Below are 14,944 nucleotides of genomic sequence, written 5' to 3'. Positions count from 1 at the left end.
GCCGAACCCCTGCTGCGCGCCACCGCGGGCGCGCTGCCCGTCTCCCCCGAGCGCCGGGCCGTGGTCCACGGCGACCTGCACCACCACCACTTCCTGCTCGCGGACGACCCCGCAGGCCCCGCGGGCCGCGCCCGGGTGACGGCCGTCCTCGACTTCGACAACCTGCACGTAGGCGACCGGCTGCTGGACCTCGCCTGGGTGGCGGAGACCGCGGGCCGGGCCGGCGGCGCCCCCGGCGCCGCCCGGGACGCCCTCGGCCACTTCCGCACCGCAGCCCGCGGAGCCGGCCTCATCGACGGCACCGACCTGCCGCTGCTGATGCCGGTGCTGATCGCGCACGCCGTGCCCGTCCTCGTCGACATCGCCAAGGACATCCTCGAGCGCGATCTCCTCGCGCCCGCCTGGCTGTCGTACTTCGAACTCCTCGACACCGAACGGCGCCTGCGGCTGCACCGGCTGCTGACCGGCTGAACCGTTCCCCCGAACCGCCCCTCCCCACGTCCGCCGTCCGCGCCCACCGCCGGGCGCGGACGGAGACCAGCCGTGTCCCTCTCCCGTCCGGACACGGCGCCCCTCCCACTCATCCCCATGAGGAGAATCCATGCCGTCCACCGACCACCGCCGTACCTGGCCCGAGGACCTGTCCTCCTACTGCTTCGAGGTGCCCTTCGGCGAGGAAACCGTCCTCTTCGACTCGGCCCGGGGCATCCACCTGACCGACACCGCCGGGCGCTCCTACATCGACAGCCTCTCCGGCGTCTTCGTCAGCTGCTTCGGCTACAGCTGCGAGCCCATCGTCGACGCCGTCACGCAGCAACTCCGCAAGCTGCCCTTCAACCCGCCGCTGCACGGCACCAACCCGGCCGCGCTCGCCCTCACCGACGCCCTGGCCCGCCTCGCGCCCGAGGGCCTGAACACCGTCAAGCTCGTCAACGGCGGCTCCGAGGCCGTCGAGGCGTCGCTGCGCTTGGCCCGGCTCACCCAGCGCGAGCTGGGCAACCCCGGCCGCTACAAGCTGCTCAGCTACTACCACGGCTACCACGGCGCCACCTTCGGCTCCCTCTCCCTGACCGGCCGCCCCGACGTCACCCGCTTCGGCCCGAGTCTGCCGGGCGTCGTGCACGTCTGGTCGCCCGACATGTTCGCCTCCGTGCACGGCACGGACGCCGAGGAGTCCGGCCGGCTGGCCGCCGAGGCCATCGAGCGCACCATCCAGGCCGAGGGTCCCGACTCCGTCGCTGCCCTCGTCATGGAGCCCGTCATCCACCTGCGCGGCATGGCCATCGCCCCGCCCGGCTACCTCGCCCGGGTGCGCGAGATCTGCGACCGCTACGGCGTGCTGCTGGTCTTCGACGAGATCGTCACCGGCTTCGGCCGCACCGGGCAGCCCTTCGCCGCCCAGACCTTCGGCGCCACCCCTGACCTGATGGCCGTGGGCAAGGGCATCTCCGGCGGCTACGCCCCGCTGGCCGCCGTCCTCTTCAACGACAAGGTGGCCGGCGTCCTCACCGACGCCTCCGGCACCTCCTCCTTCGCGCCCTCGCACACGTACGCCGCCAACCCGCTCGCCGCCGCGGCCGGGCTCGCCTCCGTCACCCTCTACTCCGAGGGCGGCTACCTCGACAGCAACGCCACCCTCGCCACCTCCTTCACCAGCAATCTCACCGAGGCCCTCGGCGACCGCGGCGACCTGCGCTCCGTCGGCCTGTTGTACGGCGCCAAGCTGCGCCCGCTGCCCGACGACCCCGAGGGCAGCGCGGGCGCCGCCGTCGCCTCCGCCTGCCAGGAGCGCGGCCTCATCCTGCGAGGCCAGGACGACTGGATCACCCTCGCCCCGGCCTTCACCACCACCGAGGAGGAGACCGCGGAGATCTGCGGCAAATTCACCGACGCGCTGGACAAGGTGTACGGGGGGCGGATGTGAACGGCCTCGCCACCCGCTACGCGGAGGTCTCGGCCGCAGCCGGCAACCGGATGACCCCGGCCGAGCACACCGTCGTGCAGCGGGAGCTGTCCGAACTGGCGGTCCTCGACCTCCAGGACACGGCGGTCTCCCCGCTGGAGGTGATGCGCGCCGTCGCCGCCGCCGTCCCCGAGCGGCTCTACGACGACAGCGGTGACGTCCTGCGGCGCATGCACGAGATCGCCGGCTTCGGCAACTACCAGAGCTGTCTGTCGTCGCTGCCCACCGTGCACGCCTGCTTCGAACTCGGCCTGTCCGGCGCCGCCGGGTCCCCCGCCGACCTGATCGTCGGCCGCGGCCACATCGCTCCCAGCTTCTACGCCGAGCGCTACGTCCGCGGCGAACTGCCCTTCCTGCCGCTGACCACCATGCACCGCGGCGGCATGACCGGCGTCGTGCACCGCGACTGGGGCTTCGCCAACACCATGCGCTACAGCCTGGGCGTCGGCCTCGCCCAGGCGGTCAGCCGCGCCCGCGACCTGACCCGCCGCGGCGAGTCCCGCAAGGTGGTCTGCCTGGCCGGTGACGGCGAGCTCCACGAGGGCGTCACCTTCGAGTGCATCCGCTGGGCCCACGACACCGACCTGGACAACCTCGTCCTCGTCGTCGACGCCAACGACCGCGGCATCGAACCGCTCGACAAGCCCCTCAGCCGCGACTACCTGCGCAGCTACTTCCCCACCGTGGTGGAGGCCGACGGTCGCGACGCCGCCGCCGTGCGCGACGCCCTCGACACCCTGCTGCGGGCGCCGGGGCGCGCCGCGCTGGTCTGCCGCACCCACAAGGGCGAGCACAGCTTCAAGCCGCCGGCCGCCGCCTCGGCCGCCCCGCCGCGCATCCCCTCCTTCGCCACCACCACAGGCCGCATGCTGGCCGCCGTACCCACCCCCTCCGGGCGGCCCCCGGCCGTCTTCACCGCCGACATGGCCAACCGCTTCGGCCTGCCGGGCAAGGTGGCGTACGACAACACGGGCCTCGCGGAGACCCTCAGCGTCGGACTGACCCTGGCGCTGCCCGACGACGACCTCAAGGTCGTCGCCACCGACGCCATGTACTACATGGACTCGCTCAGCATGCTCACCGAGGCCGCCACCAGCGTCCGCAACCTGATGGTGCTGGCCGGCCGCAACTGGGCCGCCTGGGGTGGCGCCGCCAACGCCTTCAACCTGCTGGCCCTGCTCACCGACACCCGCGTCTACGAGCCGGTCACCGAGGGTGAGTTCCACGCGGTCGCCCGCCGCCTCGCCGCCGAACCCGGCACCGTGCACGTGCTGAGCATGGTGGACGCCCGCTTCACCCCGCCGGCCGCCGACTGCTCCGACGCCGTCGACGACGGAGTGTGGATCACACCCCCGGACGGCGCCGCCGACGGCGACACCGTCGTCGTCAGCTTCGGCTACGCCACCACCCTGGTGGAGGAGGCCAACACCGGCCTCGGCCTGCCGCACCTGCACTGCACCGCCCTCAATCCGCTGCTCGGCAGACCCCTCCTGGAGGCGCTGCGCCGCTTCAAGCGCGTGGTCTCCGTCGAGTACAACGGCGCCCACGGCGGCTTCGGCGCCTGGCTGCGCAACCGCTACCTGCTGCCGGTCACCGTGCACGGCGTCGAGAACGACATCGACAACTGCGTCCACGACGAGCAGCTGCGCCGCCACGGCATGGCCCCCGACCAGCTGGCCGCGCTGCTGGACACCGTGCACGCCGAGGCGGGTGAGAACCGTGCGGTTGCACGCGCATGACTACGGGCTGGTGGACACCGCCGGCATCCTCGACGGCGCGGTGCTCATGCACCGCACCATGTCCGATCTGATCACCGCCCGGCCCGACGCCGTCCCGCACGACATCACCCGCGGGGCGAAGGGCCTCGGCCCGCTCGCCGGCGACGTCGTCTACGCGGGCAACGGCCCCTACGCGCACCTGTACCACCTGTGGCGCGAGGAGCAGGGCGGCAGCCACCGCATCGTCCGCGAGGTGCACACCACCTTCTGGTCCGGCTACTGGACCCAGGAGGAGCTGTGCGCCCCGCTGCACCGGCCGGGCGACACCGTCCTGTTCCCCAGCGAGTACACCCGCCGGGTGTTCCTGCGCTGCTTTCCCGGCGTCCCCGCCCGGGACGCCGTGGTCGCCTACCCCATGCTCGACGCGATGCCCCGGCACACCCCCGTCCCCGCCCCGGCACCGGACGCGGTGCTGCGCGTCGGCTACCTCGGCGCGCTCTCCACCGCGAAGAACTTCGACCAGGTCCTGGAGTCCTTCGCGCGCTGCCACCGGGAGAGCGGGGGCCGGGCCCGGCTGGTCTTCGCGGGCAAGCCCAACGACCCGCGCTGGGAGACCGGCGCGGTGCTGGAACGACTGGCCGCACGGGGCGTACCCGCCGACCACGTCACCGCGCTCGGACTGATCGGCGCGGACCGCCTCGCTGACTTCTTCTCCCGCGTCGACGTACTGCTCTTCCCCTCCACCGCGTCCCGGGAGAGCCTGGGCCGGGTGGTGTTCGAGGCGCTCGCCCACGGGGCGCCGGTCCTCGCCGCCGCCATGGGGCCGGCCGTCGAGCTCCTGCCCGCGCGCAACCTGGTCCCGGCCGAGCTGTTCGCCACCCCGTTCTCCATGGACCGGGTCGTCGCGCTGGGCCGCGTCGACGAGGACGTCCTGACACAGCGGCTGCTCGCCCGCGACTGGGAACCGGCGCGGCTGCGGAACACCGGCCCGTTCGAGGAGCCGGCGTTCTGGCGGGCGCTCACCGGCACGGGGCAGGACCACGGCACCGGCGACGCCGCGTACGACGCCGCCACCGTGGCCCGCGTCGAGGTCGACGGCCGCCGCGCCACCGACCCCGCCGCGGCGCTGGCCGACGCCCACCGGCTCTTCCTCGACTATTTCCAGCGCCGCGACGCGCCCCTCCTGGAGCGCATCGCGGCCCTGGAGGAGGAGCAGGGCAGGCGCCGCCCCGAACTGCGCGCCGTCGTCACCGCGCCCGAGCGCAACCTGGCCGACTACCGGGCCCTGCCCAGGCTGACCGACGCCCTCGTGCTGGCGCCCTTGGCCTACCGCCTCACCCCCGTCCCCGATCCCGCAGCCGCCACCGTCCCGCACCCGAACGACACGGAGGTCGTCCCCGTATGAGCAGCACGCCGGAAGCAGTTCTCCCGCCCGCCCCCACCGGGGGTGGCGAGCACCAGGGCCGGGTGGTCCTGGTCGTCGGCGGGGGCAAGGGCATGGGCCGCGCCGTGGCCGAGGCGTTCGCGCTGCGCGGCGCTCGCGTCGCCGTCGCCGACACCAACACCCTGCCCTCCGCCTACAACCAGTACCGGGCCCAGAAGGTGGACGGCTTCACCGCCGCCACCGCCCTCGCCGAGGAACTGACTGCCAGGGGCCTGGACGTCACCGCCCTGGAGGCCAACGCGGCCGACGAGGACTCCGTACGCGCCCTGCTCGCCGAGGTCGAGCGCGTCTACGGCAGGCTCGACACCGTCGTCAACGCCTTCGGCGTCACCCATGTGTGCCCCGTCGAGCAGATGGAGCTGACCGAGTTCAACCGGGTCGTCGAGGGCAACCTGAACGGCGTCTTCCTGGTCTCCAAGCACGCCCTGAAGCTGCTGCGCGCCGACGGCGGCGGCTCCATCGTCAACTTCTCCTCCGTCTCCGGGCGAAGCGGTTTCGCCAAGGTGGCGCACTACTGCGCGGCGAAGTTCGGCGTGATCGGCTTCACCGCGGCGCTCGCCCTGGAGGAGGCCAAGAACGGCGTGCGGGTCAACGCGGTCTGCCCCGGCATGATCCGCACCGCCATGTGGGACTACCTGCTCGACGAGTTCACCCGGCCGGGCGAGACCCGCGACGAGTGCTGGGAGCGGATGCGCATGATGATCCCCCAGCGTGAGTTCCAGCAGCCGGAGGACATCGCGGAGACCGTTCTGCACCTCGCCGCGGCCCGCCGGGTGACCGGGCAGGCGATCAGCGTCGACGGCGGGATGAGCGCCCCGTGACGCGCACCGCAACCACCACGCCCGGCGGTGCGGACACCGCCTGGTCGTGGTCCGACGGCCGCCCGGCGTGTTTTGCCGGGCCGGCCGGCTCCCTCACGGTCACCGCGCCGGGGGGCTCGGACCTGTACCGCATGCCGGGCGTCCGGGAGATCGACGCTCTCGTGCACGCCAGCCGCCCGGTCGAGGGGGACTTCACCCTGTCGGTCCGCGCCGAGGTGCGCCCCGACGGGGGCACCGGGCGGTTCGCCGACGCCGGCGGCGTGCTCGTGACCACCGCCGACGGCTGGGCCAAGTTCTGTGTGGAGCGCGCCCCGTCCGGGGACTGGACCCTGGTCACGGTGGTGTCGGCGCCGTACTCCGACGAGGCCGCGGGCCCCGTCCTCGACGGGCCGCGCGCGGAGCTGACGGTGGTCCGCGAAGGCCGCCGCGCGGCGCTGCTGCACCGTCCGGACCCCGAGGGCGAACCGCGCTTCGTACGGACCTTCACCGTGCCGGAAGGCCCGCTGCGGGTGGGGCTGTTCGCACAGGCCCCGTTCTCCGCGTCCTGCACGGCCGTCTTCGACGGCGTACGTCTCGATCCGGAGCCGCTCCGTGACCGCCGCTGACCTCGGGGCGGGCCCCGCCGTCGGCCCCCGCCGGCCGACCGGGGCGGTGGTGGCCCCCGGCCCCGCCACCCCCGCAGACCTGGCCCGCCACATCGACGAGGTGTCGGCCCGGCTCGCCCGCCTCGCCGGCCCGCTGGACGCGGAGGCCGCGCTCGACGACACCCGCGACCACGCCCGCGCCCTCGGCCTGCCGCCCGGCGACCTCGCCGGACCGCTGAGCCGGGGGCTGGCCCAGACCGGTTCGCTGGGGCCCGACGAGAGCGCCGAGTACCGGCGCAACCTGCAGGCCCTGTTCGACGCGACCGGGGTGGCCGACCCCGCGTCACCCACCCCGCAGGAGCTGTACGCCGCCTTCCACCGGATGGGCCGTGAGGTCGCCCTGCGCCTGGCGCAGGCGCTGCCCGTCGACGCCGGCCGGACGGTCCTCTTCCTCGGCACCGACGCAGAGTTCCTCAAGCCCTCCTACGACCTGCTGGCCGGGGGTTCCGGCGCCTCCGAGGTGTTCTACCTCAGCCGGCTCTCCCTGCTCAGCGACGCCGAGCGGGCGGTGCTCTCGCGCACCAGCCGCCGGGTGTTCGGGCCGCAGGAGGTCACCGCGCGCAGCGCGGCGGGACGCCAGCGGGCCTGGATGGACAACGGGCTCGTCGCCTCCGAGCTGGCCCGGATGGTCACGGCGGCCCGCGAGGAGGCCGACCGGCGGCCCGGCGGCCCGCTCTTCGAGGAGCTGTTCGCTGCGGCGTTCGCGGAGGAGGCCGCGCACGGCACCGACCAGGCGCGGCGGCTGGCCGAGGGCCTGCTGACCCTGCACGGGACACCGCTCCCGGAGACCGACGCGGTCCTGCGCGAGGGCATCGGCTCCGGTCTCTTCGCGGAGGTCTGCCGCACCCTGGGCCGGCGGCTGCCGGTGACTCGGCCGGACGGCGGCGCCCGGCCGCTGACCCTGGTCGACATCGGGGCCAACGGCACGCAGCCCGCCCTCCTCATGGGCGCCGCACACGTCGTGCACGACCGGCCTGACGTCCACGTCCGCCTGTTCACCCCGCATCCGGCCCGCTGGGGCAGGCCCGGGGTACGGTTCCGCACGGCCCCGGCGACCTCGCTGTTCGCCCTGGGCGTGGAGACGGTCAAGTCCTTCGCCACGGACTACGGCTCGGTCGCCGCCGGCGCCCCCCACACGGTCAAGGCGGTCGACCCGGACCAGCTCCTGCTGGCCCACCTCAAACACCTGGCCTTCCACAGGGCGGCGTGGGAGACACGCGGGTACGCCCCCTGAGGGGGTGTCGCAGGAGCGGTGCCACAGCGGCGCCATGGAACAGCAGCCGCCCCGGGTGTCAGACGTCCACCGACGCCCCTGTCTCCAGCGCCGTCCGGACGGCCATCGCCAGGCGGACGGCCAGTACGCCCGCGTCGCGGCCCGGCGCGGGTGCCGCGCCCGTGCGCAGCGAGGACACGAAGTGGGCGAGCGCCGCCGCGCTGATCTCGCCGCGGCCGGGCAGCGACCAGCTCTCGTGCGCGGCCTCGGACGCCTCGGCCGTGGCCCAGTCCAGCTCGGCGAACATGTGGTCGCGGCCGGTCAGCCGGGCCTGCCCGTGGCGGGAGTAGACCGACAGCGCGGCCGGGGTGCGCATCGCCTCGGCGCCGAGTGCGCCGCCGGTCAGCACGGCCGAGGCGCCGGAGTCGAACCGCAGCACGACCGCGACTCCGTCCTCCAGCGGGCTGCCCAGGTAGGAGCCGCCGGCCGCCTGCACGGCCACCGGCTCGCCCAGCAGATGGCACAGGGTGTCCAGGACGTGGCAGGTGTTCTCGTTGACGATGCCGTTGCCGACCGCCGGGTCCCACACCCAGGCGGGGCTGTCGTCGCGCGGCAGCACCAGGTCGGCGTTGACCACGAGCCCCTCGCCGAGCGGCCCGTCGAGCAGCTCCCGCAGCCGGCGTACGGCGGGCAGGTGGCGCAGGCAGAAGTCCATCATCACGGGCATGTCCGGGAACCGGTCGAACAGCTCCGTCATCTCCTCGGCGTGCGCGTCGTCGACGGCGAAAGGCTTCTCCAGGAACACCGCGAGCCCCCGCTCGCCCGCGGCAGTCACCAGCCGCCGCCTGGCCGCGGGCGGCACGGCGATCACCACCGCGTCCAGTTCCTCCTCGGCGATCATGCGCAGCCCGTCCCGGTACCCCCGGGCGCCCAGCTTCGCCGCGTACGGCTCCAGGTCGATGCCCTGCGCCTCCGGGTCGAGGTCGGCCACGGCGACCAGCTGGGCTCCGGACAGGGTGGAGAGGACCTTGGCGTGGCAGCGGCCGAAGCCGAGGCCGATCACACCGAACCGCACGGGGGCGGCGGCGTCAGGGGTCGAGTGAGCGGGCACGGGGGATACCTCCGGTCGGTGGGGCGCTGCTGCGGCGGGGACGGCGTCCCGGCCGGCGGGGGCGGTCACGCGGCGGTCCCGGGCCACCGGCCGCCGCCCGACGGCCAGCTGACGTCGGGCACGTCGGCGAACTCGGCGAGGACCGCGGTGAGCAGCTGCGGATCGGGCGGGGTGTCGGCAGCCCGCACCATCTCCGCCAGGTGCGCCCGGTCGCCGGTGCCGGTCAGGACGGTGCCCAGGTTCTCGTTGGCCAAAGCGAACTGGAGGGCCAGCAGGGCGAGGTCGGTGCCCTCGCGGGCGCAGAGCGCGGCGGCGCGGGACGCGGCGGCCCGCAGTTCGAGCGAACCGGGATGCCAGGACGGCGGCCCCGTCTGGGTGAGCAGCCCCATCGCCACCGGAGAGCCGAGCAGCGTGGTGACGCCGTCCTCGGCCCACCGGACGGCGGGTTTCTCCAGCGCGGTGTCGTGCAGGCCGTAACGGCAGTACGACAGCACCACGTCCACGCCGCCCGTCGCCACTGCCCCGTCGAGGACCGGCAGCGGCAGCCCGGAGACGCCCACGGCGCGCGCCTTGCCCTCCTCCTTCAGGCGGGCCAGCAGCGGCAGCACCGTGCCGGTGATCTCCTCGGGGTCGCCGTACTCGATGTCGTGGGCCAGCAGCACGTCGACGTGGTCGGTGCCCAGCCGGCGCAGGCTGTCCTCGAAGCCCTCGCGGATCCGCCGCGCGGAGAAGTCGAACTCCTCGGGCGCCCAGCAGCCCACCTTGGTGCTGAGCACCACCTCGTCGCGGCGCCCGCGGAGAACCCTGCCGACGATCTCCTCGGCGAAGCCGCCGCCGTAGGACGGTGCGGTGTCGAGCACGTTGATGCCCCGGTCGAGTCCGTGCCGCAGGGTGTCGGCGACCACGTCGGGGTCGCGTCTGCCGAAGATCCCCATGAGTGAGGTGGTGCCCAGGCCCAAGGCCGAGATCCGTGGGCCGCCCCGGCCCAGTGTGCGGTACTTCACGCGCTCGCCTCTCGTTTCCGGTGTCGGAATGTCGGTGTCGTGACGCGTGCGGAGCGCACGCGTCCCGGGGCATCGTGCGACCGTTCCCACGGCCCGGACTTCCCCCGATCGGGCAGGTTCGGGGCGGTCCCGCGGCGCCTGCGGCGGCCCCGGAAAGTCCACCCGGTGACGGTGTTGGCGGACCGTGGCGGCGCGTGGTGGGTTGGAAAGGGCCGCGCGCCGTCCGGGGGACGACGGCGCACCGCGGCCGTACGGGCGCCTTGCGCATCTGACCGGAGGGAAGGACGTCACAGATGAGGGATCGGGGCACGGGCCGCCGTCGCGACGGACGGCGGGAGCGGTGACGGCGGGAGCCGTGGTGGCGGGCGGCACGGCCGCGGCGCCGGCGCCAGGTGCGGCGGAAGTGCCGGAGACGGCGGCCGGGACGACCGTCATGTTCTGGAACCTGTACCGCACCGGCCTCGAGCGGCACGACGGGGACGACACCCGCTGGGAGGCCCAGCGGCGGCTGATCCTGCGGGAGCGGCCGGACGTACTGATGGTCACCGAGGCGTGGTGCTGGGACCTGGACGACGAGGCCCTGTTCGCCGACGCCAAGCGGGACCTCGGCATGGACGGCGTGCTGTTCCGCGCCAAGACCGAGTGCCACCAGGCGATCCTGTGGCGCCCCGGCGTGGAGCTGTGCGCGGTGGACGGCTACCCGCCCGAGCTGCACCTCTGGCACGGCTTCGGGAGCACGGTGCTGCGTCTGCCGGGACGGAGCGGTCCGGTGCGGTTCGTGGTGGCTCACCTGGATCCGTACAGCCCGCTCAACCGGCGGCTGGAGTCGGACCGGCTGCGTGGCTTCGTCGGCCCCCACACGCACGGGCCGGTGCTGGTGGCGATGGACGCCAACACGGTGCCGCCCGGTGACCCGGAACCCGACTGGAGCGCGGTCCCCGCCCACCGCCTCGGCAACCATCTTCCGCCGGACGGCAAGGAGACCGACCGTGCGCCCGTCGCGGCGCTGCTGGACGAGGGGCTCTTCACGGACGTGGGCGCGGCCGGGGGCGACCGGCGGCCCACGGTCCGCAACTCCGAGGAGGGTGACCCCGCGCGCCGTATCGACCTCTTCCTGGCCTCCGGCCGGCTCCTTCCCGGGGTGGACTCCTATCGGGCGGTGGCCGACGTGCCCGCCGGAGCCGACGGTCGCCCGGCCTCGGACCACGCGCCGATCGTGCTCCGGCTGCGCCCGGAGGCGGAGACGCCCTGACGGACCGAGGGGCCGGCTCTCCGCGCTCCGCGCCGCCACCCGTCACGGGTGGCGGCGCGGACCGCGTCCGTGCGCCTCAGGCGGCCGCGGCGGCCGCCACCGGGCGGTGCAGCAGGTAGAACTGGAACACCTCGTCCTCGGTGCCCGGAGTGGCGGCGACGGCCGAGCGCACCTCCAGGCCCGTCTCCTCCGCGAGCTGGCGCACGGCGGGCAGGACCGGGGTGTGGCCGAACACCAGGGCGTGCCCGCCCGGCGCGATCAGCCGCACCAGCGAGCGGAAGCCGGCCACGGCCGTGTCGACGCTGAGGACCTCCGCGTTGAGGAAGCGCATGACGAGCACCTGCACCGACTCCTCCGGCGCGGGCCGGCCGAGGCCGTTCGCGACGAAGGCGTCCGGGATGCGGCGGCGGGCCAGCTCGACCATCTTCTCCGAGGCGTCGGAGGCCAGCACCCGGCAGTCGGGGAAGGCCTCGCCCAGGGAGGAGACGAACCTGCCGGTGGAGCAGGCCGGGTCGTAGATCGTGTCGCCCGGCTGCACGAGGTCCCGCAGGAGCAGGGCCGCCGCGGCGCGGAAGTGGGCCTCGTCCGGGTCGAGGTTGTCGGCCAGTTCGGCGGTGCCGTCCCAGACGTGAGGGGGGACCAGGGCCTCGTTCCAGTCGCTGTCCAGGCGGGGGAAGAGGAAGTCGATGTCCGCCTCGCCGTCCTTCGCGGCGCGCGCCAGGACGGCCGCCCGCTCCTCGACCGACCGGGCGGTGAAGTGGAAGACCACGCGCTCCCGGGTGAAGCGCAGGCCCCCGAACTCGCCCATCAGCATGCGCGGCGTGAGCACGGACGAGGGGTCGGTGCGGCCCTCCGCCACCAGCTTGCGGCCGAGCCAGGTCCGCCCCCCGACGTGGAGCAGGAAGTACTGGCAGAGCGCGAAGGGGGATTCCTCGGCCCAGGAGCAGCGGCGGTCCACGGTGCCGAAGCCGTCGTCGCCGACCGCGCTGTCGATCTCCCGCTCGCGCCGGAGCCACTCCTGCTCGTCCTGATGACTGAACACGCTCGATCACCTCTGTTTGGGTCTGGGGCTGAATCCGTGTCTGAAGGTGGGTCTGGTTCCGGCGGTGTGCCGGGACGCCGAGGTCATACGGCCCGCGGGTCGGCCGGCCGGGTCTCGGGCGCCCGCAGCCAGGCCACGAGCGCGAGGGCGGGCACCGCTGCGGTGAGCAGGAACGCGGCCGGGAACGAGAACGCCTGCGCGGCCGCCCCGGCGAGCAGCGGCCCGGCCACGGCTCCGACGTCGGCGGTCACCTGGAAGCCGGCGAGCGCCGAGCCGCCCCGCGCGTCCGGTCCGATCACGTCGGCGACCGCGGCGCCGTGCGCGGGCCCGGTGACCCCGCAGCCCGCGCCGGTCACCAGGGCGGCGGCCAGCAGCGGTACGGGGCTCGTGCTGAGCCCGACACCCGCGAGACCCAGCCCGAACAGGGCCAGGCCGAGTACGGCGACGGGGCGGCGGCCCCGGCTGTCGGTGATCCGCCCGGCGAACGGCAGCACGGCCACGTTGCCGACGGCGAAGACGGTGAGCGCGAGGGAGGCGAGCGCGGTGCCCTGCTCGAACCGGGCGGTCACGAACAGCGGCACCAGCGAGACCTGGATGCCGTACGCGCCCCAGCCGATCGCGAAGTTGGACAGCAGTGCGGCGCGGTAGGCGGGCAGCGCGAGGACCTCCCGCATACGGACCATCGGACCGTCACCACCGGCGGCGTCGGTGCCCGCCTCCCCGGCGGCCTCGGACTTTCCGGCGCCCCCGGCCCGCCTGCCCGCCGGACCTGCGGGCAGCAGGGCGACCGTGAGCGCGGCGAGGGCCAGGCACATGCCGGTCACGGTGAACGGGGCGCTGCGGGAGAGGGCGACCAGGCCGGCGCCGGTCATCGGCCCGACTACGGTGCCGACCTCGAAGCCGACCGACCACACGCCGAAGGCACGGCCGCGCAGCGCCTGGGGCGCGGCGGCCACCAGCAGCGCGACGGCGGACACGGTGAACGTCGCGGACCCGACACCGCCGATGACGCGCAGCGCCATCAGCTGCCAGTAACTGTCGGCCAGTCCCGCGGGTCCGGTGCCGACGGCGGTCAGCAGCAGCCCGGCCGGCAGCATCCGGCGGGCCAGGCCGCCCGTGACGAGCCGTCCGGCGAGGGGCGTGAACAGCAGGCGGGCCAGGAAGAAGGCGCTGACGATGCCCGGTACGGCGGCGGTCTCGGCCAGCTCCGCGGTGCGCTCGGTGAGCACCGGGGCGACGGCGCCCGCGCACATCGAGGACACGAAGACGACGCAGACCAGCACCCACACGGTCGTCGGGAGCCGGCGGAGTGTCCGGGCCGCGGGCTCGGTGAGGGCGGTCATCGCCACCGCCCCCGGGGAGCGGGGACGGCCAGCGGACGGGCGGCGGTGTCGGCGGACCGGCCCGCGACCCCCGCGGCGGCGCGGTCGGGGCGGGTACGCCAGCCGGGGCCGTGGCCGGGGGCCGGCCGGAGCCGGCGTTCGGCCGCTGCGGCGGCCGGTGATGCGGGAGCGGCCGCGGCGGTCGGCTGTTCGAGGTCTCGGTGCATGCGTGCGAGTTCAACCCGTGAGGTGATGGAGAGTTTGCGGAAGATCCCGCGGAGGTGGAAGTTGACGGTGTAGGGCGACAGGAACATGCAGTCCGCCGTCTCACGGTTGGTCAGCCCCTGGGCGACCAGGTCCGCGACGGCGCGCTCGGAGTGGGTGAGGCTGGCCCAGCCGGTGACGGGCCGGTCGACGTACGTCCAGTGCCGGCGCCGTACGCCCAGGCCGCGCAGTGTGCCGCGGACCCGGGCGGCGTCCGGTGCGCAGCCTGCGGCATCGTAGGCGTCCAGGGCAGCCTGGAGCCGCTTCACGGCGTGCGTACGGCTGGTGTCGTCGCCGTCCTTCAGCAGCAGCGTGCCGAGGTCCTCCTCGGCGCGCCCCCGCGACCAGGGATCCCGGTGGGCGGCCGCGGCCCTGCTGAGCAGCGTGGCCGATTCCCGCAGCAGGCCGTCGGCGTGGTCGGCGGTGACCGCCGCCGCGTGCGCGGCCTCGGCGTCCGCAGCGGGGGACGCGGCATCCGCGACCGGGTGCGTGGCGTCCGCCGTGCGGGCCGCGCCGACGGCCCGTGCCTGGGCGGCGATCCGCGCGGCCAGCTCCGGTTCGTCCGCGGCCAGGGCGAGCCGCACCAGCCAGGCCGCGGTGGCGGCCCCGGCCAACAACAACGCCCCGGGCACCGGACCTGCGACGGCACGCCGACCACCACCGCTCGGCGGCCGGTGGTTCGACATGGCGGCAGTGGCGCTCGTGGTGCTCCCGGTGCCGGGCGTCGTGGTCGTGGAGGTCGTCCCGCAGGCGCACGCCGCGTCCGGCCCGGCACCGGAGACGGATGCGCAGCCGGGCAGGTGGGTGTCCGGGGTGCCGAGTTCGCGCAGTACTCGCAGCACGGCCCGCGAGCCCTCCTCCACCTCCGTGACGCGCAGGACCGCGCGCAGCGCGCGGCCGGCGGCGAGGTCGAAGCGGTCGTCGGCCAACAAGGAGACCAGTTGCCCTGCGGCCGGTCCGGCCTCCCGCGGCCGGCCTCGGCGCAGCGCGGCCTCAGCCCGTACGCCGAGGGCGAGCAGGGTGTCGGTCCGCGACCGGTCCTCGTCCGGTGCGGCCAGCACCTCCTCGGCCAGCCGCTCCGCCTCGTCCAGCTCGCCGCACTCCAGCGCCAGGGCTGCCTGCGGCGCGCGGACGCCGGGCGGCCCG

At 74.8% G+C, this 14,944-nt stretch carries 13 protein-coding genes; 8 read left to right on the top strand and 5 right to left on the bottom strand.

Annotation, left to right across the window (positions count from 1 at the left end):
* The 7 genes from G3I56_RS42220 to G3I56_RS42190 form a co-directional block, all read left to right on the top strand.
* Positions 1 to 471 (top strand): phosphotransferase (locus tag G3I56_RS42220; protein ID WP_164418776.1); only part of this gene is annotated, 471 nt, incomplete at its 5' end.
* A 130-nt stretch (positions 472 to 601) separates the two neighbouring features.
* On the top strand, positions 602 to 1,924 hold the full coding sequence (locus G3I56_RS42215) for an aminotransferase class III-fold pyridoxal phosphate-dependent enzyme (protein ID WP_164418774.1): 1,323 nt from the start codon (positions 602 to 604) through the stop codon (positions 1,922 to 1,924).
* Complete coding sequence (locus G3I56_RS42210; protein ID WP_343240226.1) at positions 1,921 to 3,702, top strand: 1-deoxy-D-xylulose-5-phosphate synthase N-terminal domain-containing protein; 1,782 nt, start codon at positions 1,921 to 1,923, stop codon at positions 3,700 to 3,702. Before G3I56_RS42215 ends, G3I56_RS42210 begins: the two co-directional genes overlap by 4 nt.
* The gene (locus tag G3I56_RS42205) at positions 3,683 to 5,086 is read left to right on the top strand and encodes a glycosyltransferase (protein WP_164418771.1); all 1,404 of its coding nucleotides are present in this window, start codon (positions 3,683 to 3,685) and stop codon (positions 5,084 to 5,086) included. The genes G3I56_RS42210 and G3I56_RS42205 overlap by 20 nt, the downstream gene beginning before the upstream one ends.
* On the top strand, positions 5,083 to 5,946 hold the full coding sequence (locus tag G3I56_RS42200) for an SDR family NAD(P)-dependent oxidoreductase (protein WP_164418769.1): 864 nt from the start codon (positions 5,083 to 5,085) through the stop codon (positions 5,944 to 5,946). The genes G3I56_RS42205 and G3I56_RS42200 overlap by 4 nt, the downstream gene beginning before the upstream one ends.
* Positions 5,943 to 6,551: a DUF1349 domain-containing protein gene (locus G3I56_RS42195; protein WP_164418767.1), complete on the top strand. Its 609-nt coding sequence runs from the start codon at positions 5,943 to 5,945 to the stop codon at positions 6,549 to 6,551. Before G3I56_RS42200 ends, G3I56_RS42195 begins: the two co-directional genes overlap by 4 nt.
* Complete coding sequence (locus tag G3I56_RS42190; protein WP_164418765.1) at positions 6,538 to 7,824, top strand: hypothetical protein; 1,287 nt, start codon at positions 6,538 to 6,540, stop codon at positions 7,822 to 7,824. Before G3I56_RS42195 ends, G3I56_RS42190 begins: the two co-directional genes overlap by 14 nt.
* Before the next feature lie 58 nt (positions 7,825 to 7,882).
* Here G3I56_RS42190 and G3I56_RS42185 read toward each other — a convergent pair whose 3' ends face one another.
* Positions 7,883 to 8,914: a Gfo/Idh/MocA family oxidoreductase gene (locus G3I56_RS42185; protein WP_164418763.1), complete on the bottom strand. Its 1,032-nt coding sequence runs from the start codon at positions 8,912 to 8,914 to the stop codon at positions 7,883 to 7,885.
* A gap of 65 nt (positions 8,915 to 8,979) precedes the next feature.
* The gene (locus G3I56_RS44945) at positions 8,980 to 9,918 is read right to left on the bottom strand and encodes an aldo/keto reductase (protein WP_164418761.1); all 939 of its coding nucleotides are present in this window, start codon (positions 9,916 to 9,918) and stop codon (positions 8,980 to 8,982) included.
* A gap of 340 nt (positions 9,919 to 10,258) precedes the next feature.
* Between G3I56_RS44945 and G3I56_RS42175 the strand changes: the two genes are divergently transcribed.
* On the top strand, positions 10,259 to 11,170 hold the full coding sequence (locus G3I56_RS42175; protein ID WP_343240225.1) for an endonuclease/exonuclease/phosphatase family protein: 912 nt from the start codon (positions 10,259 to 10,261) through the stop codon (positions 11,168 to 11,170).
* Between the two features lie 76 nt (positions 11,171 to 11,246).
* Here G3I56_RS42175 and G3I56_RS42170 read toward each other — a convergent pair whose 3' ends face one another.
* The 3 genes from G3I56_RS42170 to G3I56_RS44940 form a co-directional block, all read right to left on the bottom strand.
* On the bottom strand, positions 11,247 to 12,212 hold the full coding sequence (locus G3I56_RS42170; protein WP_164418759.1) for a class I SAM-dependent methyltransferase: 966 nt from the start codon (positions 12,210 to 12,212) through the stop codon (positions 11,247 to 11,249).
* Positions 12,213 to 12,295: 83 nt separating this feature from the next.
* Positions 12,296 to 13,555, bottom strand: coding sequence for an MFS transporter (locus G3I56_RS42165; protein WP_164418757.1), 1,260 nt, complete (start codon positions 13,553 to 13,555; stop codon positions 12,296 to 12,298).
* Positions 13,552 to 14,944: LuxR C-terminal-related transcriptional regulator (locus G3I56_RS44940; RefSeq protein ID WP_275406980.1), on the bottom strand; the 1,393-nt coding region annotated here is incomplete at its 5' end. The genes G3I56_RS44940 and G3I56_RS42165, both read right to left, overlap by 4 nt.

Origin of the sequence: Streptomyces sp. SID12488 (assembly GCF_010548275.1) — a bacterium.
Lineage (GTDB): Bacteria > Actinomycetota > Actinomycetes > Streptomycetales > Streptomycetaceae > Streptomyces.
This window is presented reverse-complemented; position numbering and strand designations above follow the sequence as displayed.

What these genes read in the sequence shown, in the direction of transcription:
- G3I56_RS42215 (WP_164418774.1), top strand. Translation starts at nt 602, where the DNA reads ATGCCGTCCACCGACCACCGCCGTACCTGGCCCGAGGACCTGTCCTCC.
- G3I56_RS42200 (WP_164418769.1), top strand. Translation starts at nt 5,083, where the DNA reads ATGAGCAGCACGCCGGAAGCAGTTCTCCCGCCCGCCCCCACCGGGGGT.
- G3I56_RS42165 (WP_164418757.1), bottom strand. Translation starts at nt 13,555, where the DNA reads ATGACCGCCCTCACCGAGCCCGCGGCCCGGACACTCCGCCGGCTCCCG.